We start from the raw sequence: 15,776 nt of genomic DNA, 5'->3' as shown, positions 1-15,776 counted from the left end.
GGTGCGCGCCGGCATCTCCTCGGCCCACGCGTCGTCGAACCCTCGTGGCATGAAGGGCAGCACAGCCTGCGGTACCGGTTCCTTGGCATGGATCAGGTGCACGCCGGTGCCGCGCAGCACCGCCTCGTCGGCCGCCCACTCCGCGGCGGCGTTCGCCTGTTCCGTGCCGTCCGGGCCGACCGCGGTGCTCCGCGTCATGACCGCGTGCCTCCTCGTGCGGTGTCATCCGTGTCGTACGTGAGCCGGGTGGTGGAGACCGAGACCACGCCGTCGACGGTCGCGCACATGCGCGCGACCGCCGGGATCATGCCCCGGAAGCGCAGCCTGCCGGCGAGGTCCACCCGCCCGTCGTGGACTTCGACGGTGAGCGCGGTCGGTCCGAGACGCAGGGTTTCGCCGAGCACGTCCTCGACGATCTCCCGGCGGATGTCGTCGTCCTCGCGGAGGAAGACGCCCAGCAGATCACGGCGGCTCACGATGCCCACCGGCTGCTCCTCGTCGTCGACGACGACGAGCCGTTTGACCTTCTGGACCTCCATCAGCCGCGCCGTCTCCGCCACGGTCCAGTCCGGGCGGGCGCACACGGCGGGTGCCGACATCAGCTCCTCCGCCCGTGTCCCCTCGGCCTTGGCCCGCTCCCATGCCTCCAGCTCCGGGACGGCCGGCAGGTCTCCCGGTGCGGCGGCCTGGTCGGCGGTCTTGCGCAGCAGATCCCCCTCCGAGACCACCCCGACCACCCTGCCCCCGCCGTCCAGCACGGGAACAGCGGTCACCCGGTGCTGCGAGAGCGTGCGGGCGATCTCCTTGAACGGGGCGTCGCCGCGGACACTCACCACCTCGCGCGTCATCAGCTCGCCGATCCTGCGGTGACTCATCACCCTCTCCTTCCCCGCGCGGTCGCACGTCCCCCGCCCACCAGGCGAGCGGCGCAGCCGTCCCAGGTGTCGAGGGCCGGATAGTCGTCCTCGGTGAGTTCCGTCCCGCTGAGTTCGGCGAGCGCCTCGACGAACTCGAGGAAGTCCAGCGAATCCATCTCGAACGTGTCCCGCAGGGACACTCCGGGATCGAGCCCTGTGAACTCCGCGCCGGGCACGACACGTTGCACGGCTTGCCGGACGAACTCCTTTGCCTGGTCGTGGTTCACAGTTCCTCCGGTTGTTGCAGAAGCCGGTCCATGGCGGTCAGGAAACGCGCGCCGGTGGCACCGTCCGCGGCTCGGTGATCGGCGGACAGCGTCGCCGTCAGCACGGGACGTACTCCCAGCAGGCCGTTCACGGCCACCGGCCGCTCGACGATCCTGCCGAGGCCGACGAGTGCGACCTGCGGCGGGTAGACGACGCCGAACACCGCCTCGACGCCCTGGTCGCCGAGGTTCGTGACGGTGAGACTGGGATCGGCCGTCTGCGACGCTCGCATCCGGCCGCCCCGTGCCCGTGCCACCAGATCCCTGAGCGACGCCATGAGCTCGGCCACGGAGAGCGTGTCGGCGTGTGCGAGGGCAGGGGCGACAAGGCCACCGCCCCGCAGGGACACGGCGACGCCGAGCCGTACCTCCTCCGCCGGGACGAAGCCGTCGTCGCCCCAGTGCCCGTTGAGCTCGGGTACTTGGCGCGCTGCCATCGCGATGGCCTTGAAGGTGAGTGCGGCGGGCACCAGACGGGCGGACAGCGGCAGTTCGCGGTTGCGCGCGTGCATCCACTCCAGTGCCGCTGCCATGTCCACGGTCGTGGAGAGGTAGAAGTGCGGGATCTCCCGCTTGGACCGGCTCATGAGCCGGGCGGTCGCCGCCCGTGCCGCATCCGGGACGGCCGGCCGCGGTGCGCTCTCGGCGGCTGCGGCGGCACGGACGTCCCCGGCACGGACGGTGCCGTCCCGCCCCGTGCCGGTCACCTCGGTGAGGTCGACGCCGAGTTCCGTGGCCAGCCGCCGCGCGAGCGGTGAGGACTTCACCCGCGCCGGAGTGGGACGCTTCCCCGTCGCGTCGTCGCTGCGCGCCGGCTTCGTGGGCCGTGGCGTCGGCGCGGCCTTGTCGTGTTCTGGTGCCGGGGCGGTTTCCGGCTTCGGTTCCGCGTGTTCCACGTCCGCGCGTGTGATCCTGCCTCCCGGGCCCGAACCATGGACGGCGGCGAGGTCGACGTGCCGGTCCTCGGCGAGGCGGCGGACCAGGGGCGTGGACTGCGGTGGGCTTTCGACGGGCTGCCTCCGGGCCGTGGGCCGGCTCTTGGCGGGCCGGCTCTCGGTGCGCTCGGCGGTCGTGCCGATACGTGCCAGCGCGGTGCCCACCGGCACGGTGGTGCCCTCGTCGACGAGGAGGGTCTCGACCGTACCGCTGTCGAAGCACTCCACCTCGATCGCGGACTTGGCGGTCTCGACCACGGCGATGACGTCGCCCCGCGTCACCTGGTCACCAGGGTGCACCAGCCACTCGGAGAGCAGGCCCTCGTCCATGTCGGCGCCGAGCGACGGCATGGTGAACTCGGCCATCTCAGCTCACCACTCGGCGCGCCGCCGCCACGATTCCGGACGCCTGGGGGAGTGCCGCCTCCTCCAGCCGGCGGGCGTACGGAATGGGGACCTCCGCGCTGCACACCCGTTCGACGGGTGCGTCGAGATCGAAGAACGCCTGTTCACAGATACGCGACTCGACCTCGGCCGCCAGACTGCCGCTGCGCCAACCCTCGTCCACCACGACGGCCCGGTGCGTCCGCCGGACCGAGCCGACGATCGTGGCGTCGTCCAGGGGCCGCAGCGTCCGCAGGTCGACGACCTCCGCGCTGATCCCCTCCCCGGCCATCGCCTCCGCGGCTTCGAGAGCCTTGGACACACAGCCGCCGTACGCGACGACCGTGACGTCGGTGCCCTCGCGGCGGACCGCCGCGCGGTCCAGTTCGACGTCGTGGACCTCCGGATCGAGCAGGCCGGCCGTGTTGTAGAGGCTGCCGTGTTCGAAGAGCAGGACCGGGTCGGGGTCGGCGAGCGCCGCCGCCAGCACATGGCGGGCGTCGTCGACCGTGGCCGGGGCCAGGACCCGCAGCCCGGGGATGTGTGCGTACCAGCCTTCGAGGCTGTGGGAGTGCTGGGCGGCCAGCTGCCGTCCGGCGCCCGTCGTCATGCGGATCACCAGCGGCACACCGAGCTGTCCGCCGGACATGTGTCGCAGAGTGGCGGCGTTGTTGAGGATCTGGTCGAGCGCCAGGAGGCTGAAGTTGACCGTCATGATCTCGACGACCGGCCTCATCCCGGCCAGGGCGGCGCCGATGCCGGCTCCGACGAACGCGGACTCCGACAGGGGCGTGTCCCGGATCCGATCCGGTCCGAACTCCTCCAGGAGGCCGAGGCTCACGCCGAAGCATCCGCCGTAGCGTCCCACGTCCTCGCCCATGAGGAAGACCCGGTCATCCGCGGCCAGGGCCTCGCGCAGCCCTTCGCGCAGGGCTTCCCTGTATGTGGTGGTGCCGTCGTCGGGATGGGCCCGCGGTCGCGTGCGCGTGCTCATGACGCAGCCTCCTCGTGTCGGCCGGTGACATGGAGCAGCAGGTCTTCGGCCGGTTCCTCGGGCGCCTGCTCGGCCGTCCGGACGGCTCGGTCGATCTCTTCCATGACGTCGTGGTCCAGAGCCTCCAGCGCGGCGGTGTCGAGGAGACCGGCCGCACGCATGCCGTCGGCGAGGCCCGTGACGGGGTCGTGCCGCTTCCACGCCTCGATCTCGTCCTTCGGCCGGTAGCGGTCGGGGTCGTACATCGAGTGTGCTCGGAAGCGATACGTCCGCATCTCCAGGAAGTGCGGTCCGTTGCCGGCGCGCATGGACTCGACTGCCCCACGCGCCGCCTTCTCGACGGCGTGTACGTCCATGCCGTCCACGGCCCAGGCCGCCATGCCGTACGACGCGGCCCGCATGGCGAGGTCGGTCTGGGCGTGTTCGCGGGCGAGGGCCGTCCCCATCGCGTACAGGTTGTTCTCACAGACGAAGAGCACCGGCAGTCCCCAGAGGGCCGCCAGGTTCGCGGTCTCGTGGAACTCGCCCTCGGCGAAGGCTCCGTCACCGAAGAAGCAGCAGGTCACGCGGGACTCGCCGCGCATCCGGTCGGCGAGGGCGAGACCGGCCGCGAGCGGCAGCCCGCCCCCGACGATCGCGTTGCCGCCGTAGAACCGGCGGCCGGCGTCGAAGAGGTGCATGGAGCCGCCGCGGCCGTGGCTGCAGCCGGTGCTCTTCCCGTACATCTCCGCCATCACGGCCTCGGGCGGCACCCCACGGGCCAGGGCGTGGCCGTGTTCGCGGTACGTGGAGACGACCGCGTCCCGCTCGTCGAGCGCCTGGTGGACGCCGACCGCCACCGCCTCCTCGCCGATGTACAGGTGGACGAAGCCCCGGATCGCCGCCGCGCTGTACAGCTCGACGCACCGTTCCTCGAACCTCCGGATGAGCAGCATCTGCCGCAGCAGGTCCATGTCGTGGGACGCAGCAGGAGCCGGGGAGGGTGTCGCGGCTCCACGAGTGCGACGGGGCCGCTTCGTCTGCAACGTGCCGTCGTGGTCAGCCCTCGCGGACCTGCCGTCCTGTGCGGTGGCCATCACAACTCCTTCCCGGACATGCCGGCCGTCCCGGCCGGTTCGGGTGTCTCCAGCGTGGACACATCGCCCTCGGGCAGGCCCAGTTCCCGGGCCCGGAGCAGACGGCGCATCACCTTGCCGCTGCGGGTGTGGGGCAGGTCCTCGACGAACTCGATCTCCCGGGGAGCGACGGCCGGGCCGAGGCGCCGACGGGCGAACGCCAGGACGTCGCGCCGCAGTTCGCTGTCGGGCGGATACTCGGGGCGCGGCAGCACGAACGCCTTGACGATCGAGCCGGCCAGCGGATCCGGACGCCCGATGACACCGGCCTCGGCGACGGCCGGGTGCTCCATGAGCGCGCTCTCCACCTCGAAGGGCCCGATGAGGTGGCCCGCGGACTTGATGACGTCGTCGGCCCGGCCCACGAACCAGTACCAGCCGTCGGCGTCGCGGCTGACGAGGTCGCCCGTCAGGTACCACCCGTCCGCGAAGCACGCTTCGTACCGGCTCGGTTCATGCAGGTAGCCGCGGAACATCGACGGCCAGCCCGCTCGAAGGGCGAGCTCGCCCTGGGCACCCGGCTCCTGGACGATCCGGACGCGCCCGCCGGTGACCGCGGCCCGGTCGTCCTCGCCGCACGCCAGGACGGCGGCCTCGACACCGGGAAGCGGTCGGCCCATCGAACCGGGCCGCACAGGGTCGGCCGCGAAGTTGGCGATCATGATGGCGCCCGTCTCGGTCTGCCACCACGTGTCGTGGACCGGCAGCCCGAGCGCCTCCCGGCCCCAGTGCACGGCCTCGGGATTCAGCGGCTCGCCGACGCTCGCGACGAACCGGAGCGCGGAGAGGTCGTGGCGCGCGCCAGGCGTCGCGTCGCCGCTGCGTGGTGCGGCCCGCATGAGCATGCGCAGCGCAGTGGGAGCCGTGTACCAGACGGTGACGTGCTGGTCGGCGAGGATCCCGTACCAGCGTGCGGGGGAGAAGTCCCCTGCGTCGACGACGGTCGTCACCCCGTGGGTGAGCGGGGCGATGATGCCGTACGACATGCCGGTGACCCAGCCGGGGTCGGCGGTGCACCAGAAGACGTCGCCCTCGTGCAGGTCCAGGGCGTAGGCCGCGGTGACGTGATGGGCGAGGACCGCCTCGTGCACGTGGATCGCGCCCTTGGGGGTGCCCGTCGTGCCGCTCGTGAAGTGCAGGAGCGCCGGTTCGGCCGGATCGGTCGGCGCCACGGTGTACTGGTCCGGCGCGGCGGACAGGAGAGCGGGGAAGGAGAGGGTGTCCGGGGGCGGGTCGGTGCCGGGGTCGAGGAGCAGCACGTGGCGCAGATGCGGAAGACGGGACCGTACTGGGGCAACCTTGCGCTCGTACAGCTCCCGGGTCGTGACCAGAGCCCTGGCGTTGCCCAGTTCCATGCGCAGCGCGACGGGTTCGGGTCCGAACGCGGTGAACAGGGGGCACAGGACGCGTCCGGCACGCAGGGTGCCGAGGACGGTGCTGTACAGCTCGAAGCGGCGGCCGAGCAGGGTGAACACCCGCTCGCCGCGTTCCACGCCCAGCATGTCCAGCACGTGCGCGAAACGGGAGCTCTCGGCCGCGAGCCGGGTGAAGGTCACCGTCTGCACCGATCCGTCGCGGGCGATGCAGCGCAGCGCGACGTGGGCGCCGTGGCCCTCGCGCAGGTGCCGGTCGACCGTCTCGTACCCGATGTTGACGCCGCCGTCCGGCAGCCCGGCGAGCCGGGACCGCTCGCGTCCCCACGAGAACGTGGCCAGAGCGCTTTCGTAGTCGGGCATGACGGGTGCCACCCAGAGGGCGTTCATCGCGGTGGCTCCACGTCGAGCGCGAGGTTGTCGTAGGAGTACTCGATCGATTCGTGCAGGGCGACGACTCCGTCGACCGAGCGGCAGAGCCGCACGATCACGGGGATGTCGGCGCGCTCGTCGACCCGGCCCGTCAGCCTGACCACTCCGTCGTCCACGGTCACGCGGATCGTGTCGGGCGCGAGGCGCAGAGTGGCGGCCAGGACGTCGTGCTCGATCTCGTCACGGATCGCGGTGTCACTGCGCAGGTAGGGACGCAGCAGGTCGCTGCGGCTGATGATCCCGACGAGTCGACCGGTCTCGTCGGTGACGGGGAGCCGCTTCACCCCCCTGAGGTGCATCGTCCGGGCCGTCTCGACGAGATTCCAGTTCGGCTGGGCCGTGACGGCGGGCGAGGTCATCAGCTGGGCGGCCGTCTCCGCACCGGGCGGCGCTTGCTCCTGGGACGGCGATCGGACGCCCGTCGGGCGGCCCTCCGGATCGGGGAGGTCGGCGGTGGTCCGCAGCAGGTCGGCCTCCGAGACCACGCCGAGCAGGCGTCGGTCCTGGTCGACGACCGGGACCGCCGAGACGTCGTTCTCGGCGAAGAGCCGGGCGATCTCCTTGAACGGGGTCTGCGGGCCGGCGGTGACCACGGAGTGGGTCATCACCTCGAAAACCGTACGGTGCTGCATGACGGTCCTCCTTCACGGGACGTGGCGGCCCCGGTAGATCTCACCCTGCTGCGCGGAGCCCACCCCGAGGCAGTGCCGAATGGTCCCCTTCCGGGACTGTTCGCCCCTATGGCGGTCTGCAGTGCGGGAGGCACGGTGGAAGGCGAGAGCACCGGTCTCGCCCGGCCGCGGCCGGGCGCGTGGGCAGGGAGGCGAGGACCATGACCGTGACCGGAACACGGCGAGGCCAGGACGAGCCACGCGCCGGGCTGTGGGCTCATGTCGGCGACCGGCTGATCGTGGGTGGTGCCACGGTCGGGGACGAGGGACGCGACGGCGAGATCGTCGGGCTGCACCACGCAGACGGCACTCCCCCCTTCGACGTCCGATGGTCGGACACGGGCCGGGTGACTCTGGTGTTCCCGGGCCCGGACGCGCGGGTCCAGCACTTTCCGGCGCATGACGCGGCGCATGACGCGGCGCATGACGCGGCGCATGACGCGGCGCATGACGCGCAGGCCGCTACGCGGTCGTGAACTCCCAGGCCGCGTCCACCACGCCGGGCACCGCCCGGGCGAGCCGCAGGGCCAGATCCACGGTCACGGACTCGGGCAGGCGCCCGGAGAGCGTCACCGCGCCGTCCGCGACACGTACGGTGAGTGCGGCGTCGCCTTCAGCGATCAGGTGCGTGAGGAGCTCGTGCCGCACGTCCTCGGCGACTTCGGCGTCTGCGCGCAGGTAGACCTTGAGCAGGTCGCCCCGGCTGACGACACCGACCGGGCGGCCGTCCTCGTCCACGACGGGAAGCCGCTTGAGATGTCCCCGCCCCATCAGCCGCGCGGCCCCCGCGATCGTGGCATCGCGCGGCACGGTGACGGCCGGAGCCGACATCAGGCTGCCCGCCGTCACCGGAACCCCGCCGTCGCGGCCCTCTCCCGGAACCTTGCCGAGCATGTCCGCCTCGGACACCACGCCGACGACCCGCCCCTCGGCCGACAGCACGGGAACCGCGCTCACGCCCCAGCGCTGCATGGACCGGACGATCTCCTTGACGGGTGCGTCGAGTCTGGCGGAGACCACCGCGTGGGTCATCACGTCGTCGACGGTGCGTGGGTGCTTCATGACCGGCCTCCGGTACTCCTGCGCCCCGAGTCCTGTTACTGAGAGCGTGCCGCCGCGGAATGGCGCCGGCAAGGGCCGAAGGGGGCACGTCCGGCCCCGGGCGGCCGCGGCACGTATGTGTCCCGAGCAGCGGTGGTACGTACGTGTCCCGAGCGGACCACGACCGGGACCGACCGGCCCTACCCCGCGCCTGCGGCCCGGTGCGAGCGTGGCAACAGGTCACCACTCGACCCGGAAGGCGGTGGGCATGATGGAGTCGCCCCTGGTGGTGGGTGTCGACGGGTCCGACGCCAGTCTCACGGCTCTGGACTGGGCCGTCGACGAAGCGGTACGGCACGGGCTTTCCCTACGGATCCTCCACGCCTCTCTGTGGGAGCGGTACGAAGGAGTCGTCCCGACCTGGGCCACGGACCGGCCCTCGGGCCAGGTCCTCGCCGAGAACATCGTCGGCATCGCGGCCGAACGCGCCCGGCGCCGTGCACCCGACCTCCCCGTCACCACGGACGTCCTCGCCGAGGACGCCTCCACCGGACTGCTCAGGGCGGGTCGGGAGGGCTCGATCCTCGTCGTCGGGTCCCGCGGGCGCGGCGAGTTCGCCGACCTTCTGCTCGGATCCGTCAGCCTCACCGTCGCCGCCCGGGCCCATGGCCCGGTCGCCGTCGTCCGTGGAGACCGACATGCCCTGGCGGGGAGCCACGGGCGCGTCCTGCTCGGCATCGGAGACGACGACGTCGACTCGCCGGCCGTCCGGTTCGCCTTCCGCGAGGCGGCGGTCCGTGACGCGGAACTCGACGTCGTCCGCGCCTGGCGGCGACCGGCGCACGGACCGGCCGACCACCTGCTGATGAAGCGCGCCGGGGGCGCCTACTTCGTGGAAGAGTCCACCGAACTGATCGACAAAGCCCTTGAGGCCGCGGCGTCCGAACATCCCCAGGTCCGCCTGCGCCGAAGCTCGGTCGAGGGCCCCGCCCGCACGATACTGACCGAGCGCTCCGCCGCCGCCGACCTCCTGGTCGTCGGGGCACGACGCAGGGACAGGCTCGTCGGCCTGGAACTCGGCAGGGTCGCCCACCGCACCCTGCACCACGCCTTCTGCCCGGTCGCCGTCGTACCGCAACGGAATCCGGAGCCCATGGAAGGAGACCTGCGATGAACACGGCCCATGACCGGCACGCGCCGCAGATCACGAGCGACCTGGGCCGTCGCGTCGCGGCACGGCGAACGCAGCTCGGCCTGTCCCGGGAGGAAGTGGCCGAACGGGCCGGCTCCGCGCCCGGCTTCATCGCCTACGTCGAGGAGCGGGTACCGACCCCGGGGATCGAATTCCTGGTCCGGCTCGCGAACGCCCTGGAGACCACCGTCCAGGACCTCACGGGGTACCGGGCGGACCTCGCGCCCGGAGGAGGCCACGCCGGACACCAGGCACGGATGGAGGAGATCGGCGAGGCCGAGTGCTGGGAGCTGCTCGACGGCCACGGCGTCGGCCGGATCGCCGTCGAGGAAGGGGACGGCCTGGCGGTCTTCCCCGTGAACTACCGAGCCGTCGACGGGGAGATCGTCTTCATGACCGCCGCCGACTCGTCCCTTGCGCGCGCTGCGGCGTCCGGCGCGGAAGTCGCCTTCGAGGAGGACCGCCTGGACGAGGCGTTCAGCCAGGGCTGGAGCGTGCTCCTCGTCGGTCCGGTGCGCACGGTGTCGGACGGGGCGTCGGTACAGAGGATCACGGACGCCGGCCGCCCGGAGCCGTGGGCCGGCGAGGGGCGCGACACCATGGTGACGCTCACGCCCCGCAGGGTGACCGGTCGCCGTATCCGCGTGCCGGGCGCGCCCGGCACGCCGTCCGGGGCTGCCGGCCAGGCGTGATCGATGGGATCGCCACGGGATTCCGCGTCCGAACGGCTAGGACCGGGCGTTGCCCGGAGACGCGACGCAGGACGAGCGGTACTCGGCCTCGGGGATCAATGGAACCTGGCTATCGGTGAGAACGATCATGGTTTGATCGGCACGAGGGCGCCGACGCGGCTCTCGTACTCGCGGCGGGCCTTGCGCTGGGCCGGAACAGCTGGGAGGCCCTGGCTGCCGTCGAGTGACTGGCAGCGGGCGAGGAGCTGGCGGTGCACTGCGGGGACGGCGCTGACGCGCAGGGTGTAGCCCTGCCCGCGCCGGACGGCCACGCCCTGGTCGAGCACTGCGCGTTCGGCGGGCCCCAGTTCGGCGGCGCGGAGGAAGTCGGCGGCTTTGCCCGGCATGTCGAGGGTGACTTGCAGCTCGGGGGACGGGCTGTCCGTGTCGGCGGCGGCGTGTTCGGGCAGGAGGTCGGCGACGGCGCCGCGCTTGGCGCCGCGGCTGACGTGGTGGTCGCGGGCGAGGGCGGCGATGGAGCGGCCCTCCAGGTGGGCCGTGCGGACGGTGCCGGTCTCGTCGGCCGGGACGGGGGGCGTCGGCCGCCCTTGCTGCCCTTGGCCTCGGCGGCCGGAGCCCGTCGTACGTCAGCTCCCGTTGGAGTTCGCGCTGGAGTTCGCCGGCGGCGGCGAGGGTCTGCACCATGAACTTCACCGTGGACAGCAGCTCTCCGGTAGGCGGGTGGCGGGCGGTGAGGTCCATCGCGGAGAACGCGCCGTCGTGGATGCGCAGCGCCGCCTGGTCGCGGTGGAGGACGTCGAGCACGTCGAGGATGTGCCCGGTGCCGCGCACGAGGCGGAACATCTCGGAGATGTGGACGGTGTCGCCCGGCCGCGCGTACGCCAGCAGCTCGCCGAACTTCGGCCGCTCTAGGGGATGGAGGCGGCTGGAGGTGCCGGGGGCCTCCTCGAAGACGACCGGGTCCTCGATGCCGGCGTGGATGCGCTGACCGCTTGAGCTCGCCATCGTTTGCCGACAGGCGGCCAGACTTGCCCGGGGCTTGGCGAGGTCAGTCGCCGGCGGTCACGCCTGGTACTGGCACCGAGCAGAGCACCGGACAGACGAATCACTTGCGCATACGGGCTACGCGGGCAAGGCGAGCATCGCTTTGAGGATGCGCTGCAGCTCAAGGCGGTCCTGGGGGGTGACCCTCGCCAACCTGCGGTCGTACTCCGCCGCGAGGGCTGCAAGTGCTCGATCGCGTGCTTTCGCGCCCTCGTCGGTCAGTACGAGCCGGTGACGCCGCAAGTCCGCCTCGTCGATCTCGCGGCGGATGAAGCCCTTGGTGACGAGGTTGCGAACGTAGACCGTCACGCTCGCCTTGGGCAGCAGTAGCGCGGTCGCGATCTCGGCCGGGTAGGGCGATGCCTCCACCTCGGCCAGAACGAAGAACTCCTTCGTCTCCAACCCGAGCTCCGCCAGCTCGCCCGCGCAGGCATCCATCACGACGCCCAGCAGTCGCTGGTTCAGCGTCCACAGCTGCGCCCCGTCGACCGACATGCGACCCCTCCACCCATGTAGTACAGTTTCGTATTAGTTCCAGATCGTACAAGATTCGTCTTGTACTGGACTCCTATGGAACAACCATCTCACGAAGAAAGCCAGCCATGATCCAGCACCTCACGATCCCGCGCGGCCCCGTCAACCTCGCCGCGGACCTCCACCTCCCCGGCAACGCCGACAGCGGCGCACCGCTGCCCGCCGTGGTGCTCTCCACCCCCGGCAGCAGCGTCAAGGAGCAGATCGGCGCCAACTACGCCGCCCGTCTCGCCGCCCGCGGCATCGCCGCGCTCGTCCTCGACCCCGCTCACCAGGGCCAGAGCGAGGGCGAGCCCCGCGACCTCGAAGACCCCTACCGCCGCGGTGAGGACATCTCCTACGCCATCGACGCGCTCACCACGACCCCCGGCATCGACCCGCAGCGCATCGGCGTCCTCGGCATCTGCGCCGGTGGCGGCTATGGCGTGCACACCGCCCGCACGGACCACCGCATCAAGGCGGTCGGCACGGTCGTCCCCGTCAACATCGGCGCCGCGTTCCGCAGCTTCTACCCCGGCGGTCCGGCCGCAGCACTCGACGCCCTCGCGGACGCACGGACCGAAGAGGCCCGCTCCGGCGAGACGACCCGCGTGAACTGGCTGCCCGACACCCTTGAGGACGCTGCGGCAGCGGGCCTGACCGACATCGACACCACTCAGGCCGTCACCTACTACCGCACCGAGCGCGGCGGTAACGAACACTCCACGAACCGGCGCCTCCTGCGCAGTGACTCACTCCTGCTGGGCTACGACGCGTTCCACCTGGCCGATCAGCTCATGACCCAGCCGCTGCAGGTCGTCCTCGCCGGACGCATCGGCAACACCGGCTCCTACGACATGGGCATGCAGCTGTGGAAGCTGGCCCCCAACCCGGTCGACCTCATGGTGATCGACGGCGCCGGCCACTACGAGATGTACGACGAACCCGCATACGTCGACGCCGCCGTCGAACGACTCACCAGCTTCTACGCGAACAACCTGTGAGTGCGGGCATGAACGACACCTCACTGGACCGGCTCGGTACGAGCAGGTATCTGCTGGTCACCAGCTACCGCAGGAACGGCGCCCCGGTCGCCACCCCCGTCTGGGTGGTGCGTGACGGCGACGCGCTCGGCGTCTGGACGGCCGCGGACTCCTGGAAGGTCAAGCGGATCCGGGCCCGCGCCGATGTCCTCGTCGGCGCCTGCGATCTGCGCGGCAATGCGACGGGCGACCAGGTTCCCGCCACCGCCGAGATCTGCGACGCCGCCACCACGGCCCGCTATCGGCAGCTCATCGCCCGCAAGTACGGCATCATCGGCCGCCTCAGCCTCCTCGGCAGCCGACTGCGCCGAGGTAAGGCCGGAACGCTCGGCATCCGGGTGACGCCGACGCCGTGACGCGCATGCGGAGCGCGGCACCGAGGTCGGTACCGCCCTCGGGCGCGAGAGCGCCGTTCAGGGGCCGTGGAGCATGTCGCGCATGTGGGCGATCTCGGCGGTCTGGGTCTTGATGATGTGCTCGGCGAGGTCCTTCGCCGGACCGTAGGCGCCGTTCTGCTTCTCCGCGCCGGCCATGGCGACCGCACCCTCGTGGTGTCGGATCATCATGGTCAGGAACATGGTGTCGAAGTTCCGGCCGGAGGCGTGGTCGAGGTCCGTCATCTGACGCGGGCCCATCATGCCGTGCATCATGCCGCCGTCGACCATGCCGTCCGTGCCCTGCATGCCGTACATGCCTTCGGGGACCTGCTCGCCCCATGCCTGCAGCCAATCGGTCATGGTCCTGATCTCCGGTTCCTGGGCCTTCTCGATCCGGTCGGCGAGTTCCCTGACGCCGCCGCTGGTGGCGTGGCTCTCGGCCATCCGGGACATGGCGATCGCCTGGCGGTGATGGGGGATCATCTGCTGGGCGAAGTCGACGTCGGTCTGGTCGTGGGCCCCGGGCTCGACGGTCGCCGACGCGGTCGTGCTGGTGGGGGACGTGGGGGCCGGCGTGCCCCTGCCGTCGTCACCGCAGCCGGTCAGGGTGAGTCCGGCGACGAGTGCGGCCGCGGCGACGGTGAGGGCGGTGCGTCGGCGGGCGGTACGGGTAGCGGTCTTCATGATCTGCCTCCAGGCATACGGCCGGCGCGGCGGAAACCGACCGGACCGACGACCTCACCGCCCGTCAGGGTCAGGTCCACCCCGCGCCACAAGGGGGCGACCGTCGGAGCGGCCCCGCGGCCGGGTCCGAAGACGCCCGTCGCGATCAAGCACGCGGCGACGGCGGCGATCACCCTCCTGCTGTTCCCCCGGTGACGGGGCCGAACGGTTCCGTCCAAGGGTCTGTCGGGCCCACGCGGGCGGGCGCCCACGAGGAGGTGAGCCGCAGGGCGGCCACTCACGTCAAGGGGACGACGGCGACCGGCGCGGGGCTGTGGTGGATGACCGCGTGGGCGACATGGCCGAGATGCGCGCCGAGCGGGACTTTGCGGTTCCGGCGTCCCACGATGACAAGCCGCGCGGTCTGTGCCGCGTCGACCAGCTGGTACGCGGGCGAGCCCACCACCGCCGCGCCCGCCGCCTCCACGCCCGGGTAGCGCTTCCGCCACGGGTCGAGGAGGTCGTCCAGGCCGCTCAGGAGGTGGCCGCCCAGCTCCTCGCCGATCCCGGGGTCCATGACGGCCGCGTAGCCGTACGAGACGGGAAGCGTCCAGCTGTGCAGGAACCGCAGCGGCGCGTTCCTGCGGGCCGCTTCATTGAACGAGAACGCGAGCAGGTCCTCGCACGGGTGGTGGACGTCGACGCCCACCACGATCCCGCCTTCGGGAGCCACGGGGGAGCTCTCCGCGCGCACGAGGACGACCGGCCGGCGCGCCGAACCGACGACGGCGAGGGAGACCGAGCCGACGATGAAGCCCCGGACGCCGCCGAGCCCGCGCGATCCGAGCACCGTCAGATCCGCCTCGTTCGCGGCGGCCGTCAGTTCCTCCGCCGCCCGGCCACGCGCGCGCTCGGTGATCACCTCCAGGCCGGGGTGATCCTTCCGTACGCGGCCCGTCGCGTCCTCCAAGAGACTTTCGGTCTGCTCGGCCAGGGCGCGGGCGTACGGCAGGGGCATCCTGGGGGTGTTCGGCCACTCCTCCACATGCACCAGACGAAGGGGCACTTCGCGCAACACCGCTGCCGTCGCCGCCCAACCCAAGGCGTCGAGGCTTTCCTTCGAGCCGTCCAGACCGACGGTGACCTGCGCCGTCATGGCGTGCCTCCTCAGTCGTGTCCGCCCGGTTCCGTGCGTGGGCCGGACCGAGGAGGACATCCCGGCCTTCAGACTGAGGGCCTCGCGCGTCCCGGCAGCAGGGCCGGGAAGGTCTCGATCGGGGCCGAACGGCCCATCCCGAGGAGTCCCACCACGATGTGACCGTGGGGGTGTCGCCCCCTGAAGGTGCCCCGCGCGAGGGGTGAACCTCGGAGGAGGAATCCATGACCAGCGAGATCGGCCACCCGCCGTGGGCCGGTCGGTCCCGTTCCAGGAAGACCGACCGGCCCTCGCCCGCAGGCCCGCTCGGCACGGGGGCACCGCGGCCTCCACGAGGGACGGTGGGGCGAGAGGACGACCCCCGTCCGCCCGCCGGTTCCCCGGAGGGATGAGCACCGACGTCGGCAGGGGGGGAGGCAAGAACGCCTCGCTGGGAGAGATGACCAAGGAGCTCGGCGCCGCGGGCATGCGCGTACCGCGGGCTTCGCGATCACCGCCGAGGCGTAACGAGGAACTTCTCGCGAGCCGTGGACTGCGCGACTGCGTCGAGGAGCGGACGGCAGGGGGCCCATCTGAATGGGCCGAGGACGACCTCACCGCCGAACTCTGGATCGTCCAGGTGAGCGGCACCGGACGAAGGGAGGAGTGACCATGCCCAGGAAGACACGGCACCGACTCGCCCAGGACACCATGCCTCCGGCCAGGCTCGGTCTACCGGCGGCCACGGACCCGCGGCGCGATCGCACCGAGAAGCACCAGCCACCGGCCGTGGCACCGAACGGACGTCCCCGGCGCCCGGTACACACCATCAGCGTGTCGACGCTCTTCCTCTGAATGATCGGCGAATCGGCCGGAACACGAGCGGGGGACTGGAAGGAGGCCGCGGTTATGACGACCGCAAGGGACATCATGCACCCCGGTGCGAGCTGCGTGCAGGAGGACGAGACCCTGATGGACGCCGCGCGGCG

Annotated in this window: 17 protein-coding genes and 3 pseudogenes; 6 read left to right on the top strand and 14 right to left on the bottom strand. The window is 71.7% G+C overall.

Translation table 11 applies throughout. From position 1 onward, the window contains the following. Window positions 1-3: 3 nt before the first annotated feature. The 8 genes and pseudogenes from ABT041_RS33660 to ABT041_RS33625 all read right to left on the bottom strand — a co-directional run. Window positions 4-198: pseudogene (locus ABT041_RS33660) on the bottom strand (universal stress protein); the annotation flags it as partial. Next, complete coding sequence (locus tag ABT041_RS33655; RefSeq protein ID WP_351191688.1) at window positions 195-875, bottom strand: CBS domain-containing protein; 681 nt, start codon at window positions 873-875, stop codon at window positions 195-197. The gene ABT041_RS33655 and the pseudogene ABT041_RS33660, both read right to left, overlap by 4 nt. Beyond that, window positions 875-1,144 carry a phosphopantetheine-binding protein gene (locus ABT041_RS33650; RefSeq protein ID WP_351191687.1) on the bottom strand — a complete coding sequence of 90 codons (270 nt, stop codon included), beginning with the start codon at window positions 1,142-1,144 and terminating at the stop codon, window positions 875-877. Before ABT041_RS33650 ends, ABT041_RS33655 begins: the two co-directional genes overlap by 1 nt. After that, the gene (locus tag ABT041_RS33645) at window positions 1,141-2,484 is read right to left on the bottom strand and encodes a dihydrolipoamide acetyltransferase family protein (RefSeq protein ID WP_351191685.1); all 1,344 of its coding nucleotides are present in this window, start codon (window positions 2,482-2,484) and stop codon (window positions 1,141-1,143) included. The genes ABT041_RS33650 and ABT041_RS33645 overlap by 4 nt, the downstream gene beginning before the upstream one ends. Before the next feature lies 1 nt (window position 2,485). Beyond that, window positions 2,486-3,496, bottom strand: a complete 1,011-nt coding sequence (locus ABT041_RS33640) for an alpha-ketoacid dehydrogenase subunit beta (RefSeq protein ID WP_351191683.1) — start codon at window positions 3,494-3,496, stop codon at window positions 2,486-2,488. Then, on the bottom strand, window positions 3,493-4,449 hold the full coding sequence (pdhA, locus tag ABT041_RS33635) for a pyruvate dehydrogenase (acetyl-transferring) E1 component subunit alpha (protein ID WP_351191681.1): 957 nt from the start codon (window positions 4,447-4,449) through the stop codon (window positions 3,493-3,495). Before pdhA ends, ABT041_RS33640 begins: the two co-directional genes overlap by 4 nt. A 122-nt stretch (window positions 4,450-4,571) precedes the next feature. Continuing rightward, window positions 4,572-6,374, bottom strand: coding sequence for an acetate--CoA ligase (acsA, locus tag ABT041_RS33630; protein WP_351191679.1), 1,803 nt, complete (start codon window positions 6,372-6,374; stop codon window positions 4,572-4,574). Then, window positions 6,371-7,048: a CBS domain-containing protein gene (locus tag ABT041_RS33625; protein WP_351191677.1), complete on the bottom strand. Its 678-nt coding sequence runs from the start codon at window positions 7,046-7,048 to the stop codon at window positions 6,371-6,373. The genes acsA and ABT041_RS33625 overlap by 4 nt, the downstream gene beginning before the upstream one ends. A gap of 248 nt (window positions 7,049-7,296) precedes the next feature. Here ABT041_RS33625 and ABT041_RS33620 point away from each other — a divergent pair. Further along, window positions 7,297-7,476, top strand: a pseudogene (locus ABT041_RS33620) (DUF1918 domain-containing protein); the annotation flags it as partial. A gap of 73 nt (window positions 7,477-7,549) precedes the next feature. Here the strand turns inward: ABT041_RS33620 and ABT041_RS33615 are convergent. Further along, complete coding sequence (locus tag ABT041_RS33615) at window positions 7,550-8,149, bottom strand: CBS domain-containing protein (protein ID WP_351191675.1); 600 nt, start codon at window positions 8,147-8,149, stop codon at window positions 7,550-7,552. Window positions 8,150-8,399: 250 nt separating this feature from the next. Between ABT041_RS33615 and ABT041_RS33610 the strand changes: the two genes are divergently transcribed. Together ABT041_RS33610 and ABT041_RS33605 are read left to right on the top strand one after the other, a co-directional pair. After that, window positions 8,400-9,302 (top strand): universal stress protein, encoded by a 903-nt coding sequence (locus ABT041_RS33610; protein WP_502976657.1) that lies wholly within the window; start codon window positions 8,400-8,402, stop codon window positions 9,300-9,302. Next, window positions 9,299-10,012: a helix-turn-helix domain-containing protein gene (locus ABT041_RS33605; protein ID WP_351191671.1), complete on the top strand. Its 714-nt coding sequence runs from the start codon at window positions 9,299-9,301 to the stop codon at window positions 10,010-10,012. Before ABT041_RS33610 ends, ABT041_RS33605 begins: the two co-directional genes overlap by 4 nt. Window positions 10,013-10,137: 125 nt before the next feature. Here the strand turns inward: ABT041_RS33605 and ABT041_RS33600 are convergent, their stop codons facing one another. The 3 genes and pseudogenes from ABT041_RS33600 to ABT041_RS33590 all read right to left on the bottom strand — a co-directional run bounded on the left by ABT041_RS33600 (window position 10,138) and on the right by ABT041_RS33590 (window position 11,551). Then, window positions 10,138-10,398 (bottom strand): hypothetical protein, encoded by a 261-nt coding sequence (locus tag ABT041_RS33600; protein ID WP_351191810.1) that lies wholly within the window; start codon window positions 10,396-10,398, stop codon window positions 10,138-10,140. Window positions 10,399-10,681: 283 nt separating this feature from the next. Next, window positions 10,682-11,017, bottom strand: a pseudogene (locus tag ABT041_RS33595) (recombinase family protein); the annotation flags it as partial. Between the two features lie 117 nt (window positions 11,018-11,134). Next, the gene (locus tag ABT041_RS33590) at window positions 11,135-11,551 is read right to left on the bottom strand and encodes a MarR family winged helix-turn-helix transcriptional regulator (RefSeq protein ID WP_351191669.1); all 417 of its coding nucleotides are present in this window, start codon (window positions 11,549-11,551) and stop codon (window positions 11,135-11,137) included. A gap of 107 nt (window positions 11,552-11,658) precedes the next feature. Between ABT041_RS33590 and ABT041_RS33585 the strand changes: the two genes are divergently transcribed. Together ABT041_RS33585 and ABT041_RS33580 are read left to right on the top strand one after the other, a co-directional pair. Beyond that, window positions 11,659-12,573: an alpha/beta hydrolase gene (locus ABT041_RS33585; RefSeq protein WP_351191667.1), complete on the top strand. Its 915-nt coding sequence runs from the start codon at window positions 11,659-11,661 to the stop codon at window positions 12,571-12,573. Window positions 12,574-12,581: 8 nt separating this feature from the next. Then, a complete protein-coding gene (locus tag ABT041_RS33580; RefSeq protein ID WP_351191665.1) occupies window positions 12,582-12,968 on the top strand; it encodes a PPOX class F420-dependent oxidoreductase in 387 nt (128 codons plus the stop codon). A 57-nt stretch (window positions 12,969-13,025) separates the two neighbouring features. Here the strand turns inward: ABT041_RS33580 and ABT041_RS33575 are convergent, their stop codons facing one another. Both ABT041_RS33575 and ABT041_RS33570 read right to left on the bottom strand, forming a co-directional pair. Next, on the bottom strand, window positions 13,026-13,673 hold the full coding sequence (locus ABT041_RS33575) for a DUF305 domain-containing protein (RefSeq protein WP_351191663.1): 648 nt from the start codon (window positions 13,671-13,673) through the stop codon (window positions 13,026-13,028). Window positions 13,674-13,950: 277 nt separating this feature from the next. After that, window positions 13,951-14,808 carry a universal stress protein gene (locus tag ABT041_RS33570; protein ID WP_351191661.1) on the bottom strand — a complete coding sequence of 286 codons (858 nt, stop codon included), beginning with the start codon at window positions 14,806-14,808 and terminating at the stop codon, window positions 13,951-13,953. A gap of 388 nt (window positions 14,809-15,196) precedes the next feature. On the opposite strand from ABT041_RS33570, the gene ABT041_RS33565 reads away from it, so the two are divergent. Next, window positions 15,197-15,457 carry a hypothetical protein gene (locus ABT041_RS33565; RefSeq protein ID WP_351191659.1) on the top strand — a complete coding sequence of 87 codons (261 nt, stop codon included), beginning with the start codon at window positions 15,197-15,199 and terminating at the stop codon, window positions 15,455-15,457. Window positions 15,458-15,776: the final 319 nt, after the last annotated feature.

It is taken from the genome of Streptomyces sp. NPDC002825 (assembly GCF_040295385.1).
Taxonomy (GTDB): Bacteria; Actinomycetota; Actinomycetes; order Streptomycetales; family Streptomycetaceae; genus Streptomyces.
Note: the sequence above shows the minus strand (reverse complement) of the source record. Positions and strands in the feature narration are given on the sequence as shown.

Bases quoted from the DNA above. Each gene is read 5' to 3' on its own strand.
- ABT041_RS33570 (WP_351191661.1), bottom strand. From the start codon at position 14,808: ATGACGGCGCAGGTCACCGTCGGTCTGGACGGCTCGAAGGAAAGCCTC.
- ABT041_RS33590 (WP_351191669.1), bottom strand. From the start codon at position 11,551: ATGTCGGTCGACGGGGCGCAGCTGTGGACGCTGAACCAGCGACTGCTG.
- ABT041_RS33645 (WP_351191685.1), bottom strand. From the start codon at position 2,484: ATGGCCGAGTTCACCATGCCGTCGCTCGGCGCCGACATGGACGAGGGC.
- ABT041_RS33640 (WP_351191683.1), bottom strand. From the start codon at position 3,496: ATGAGCACGCGCACGCGACCGCGGGCCCATCCCGACGACGGCACCACC.
- ABT041_RS33600 (WP_351191810.1), bottom strand. From the start codon at position 10,398: ATGCCGGGCAAAGCCGCCGACTTCCTCCGCGCCGCCGAACTGGGGCCC.
- ABT041_RS33655 (WP_351191688.1), bottom strand. From the start codon at position 875: ATGAGTCACCGCAGGATCGGCGAGCTGATGACGCGCGAGGTGGTGAGT.
- ABT041_RS33605 (WP_351191671.1), top strand. From the start codon at position 9,299: ATGAACACGGCCCATGACCGGCACGCGCCGCAGATCACGAGCGACCTG.
- acsA (WP_351191679.1), bottom strand. From the start codon at position 6,374: ATGAACGCCCTCTGGGTGGCACCCGTCATGCCCGACTACGAAAGCGCT.
- ABT041_RS33615 (WP_351191675.1), bottom strand. From the start codon at position 8,149: ATGAAGCACCCACGCACCGTCGACGACGTGATGACCCACGCGGTGGTC.
- ABT041_RS33625 (WP_351191677.1), bottom strand. From the start codon at position 7,048: ATGCAGCACCGTACGGTTTTCGAGGTGATGACCCACTCCGTGGTCACC.
- ABT041_RS33610 (WP_502976657.1), top strand. From the start codon at position 8,400: ATGGAGTCGCCCCTGGTGGTGGGTGTCGACGGGTCCGACGCCAGTCTC.
- ABT041_RS33585 (WP_351191667.1), top strand. From the start codon at position 11,659: ATGATCCAGCACCTCACGATCCCGCGCGGCCCCGTCAACCTCGCCGCG.
- ABT041_RS33580 (WP_351191665.1), top strand. From the start codon at position 12,582: ATGAACGACACCTCACTGGACCGGCTCGGTACGAGCAGGTATCTGCTG.
- ABT041_RS33575 (WP_351191663.1), bottom strand. From the start codon at position 13,673: ATGAAGACCGCTACCCGTACCGCCCGCCGACGCACCGCCCTCACCGTC.
- ABT041_RS33565 (WP_351191659.1), top strand. From the start codon at position 15,197: ATGAGCACCGACGTCGGCAGGGGGGGAGGCAAGAACGCCTCGCTGGGA.
- pdhA (WP_351191681.1), bottom strand. From the start codon at position 4,449: ATGGACCTGCTGCGGCAGATGCTGCTCATCCGGAGGTTCGAGGAACGG.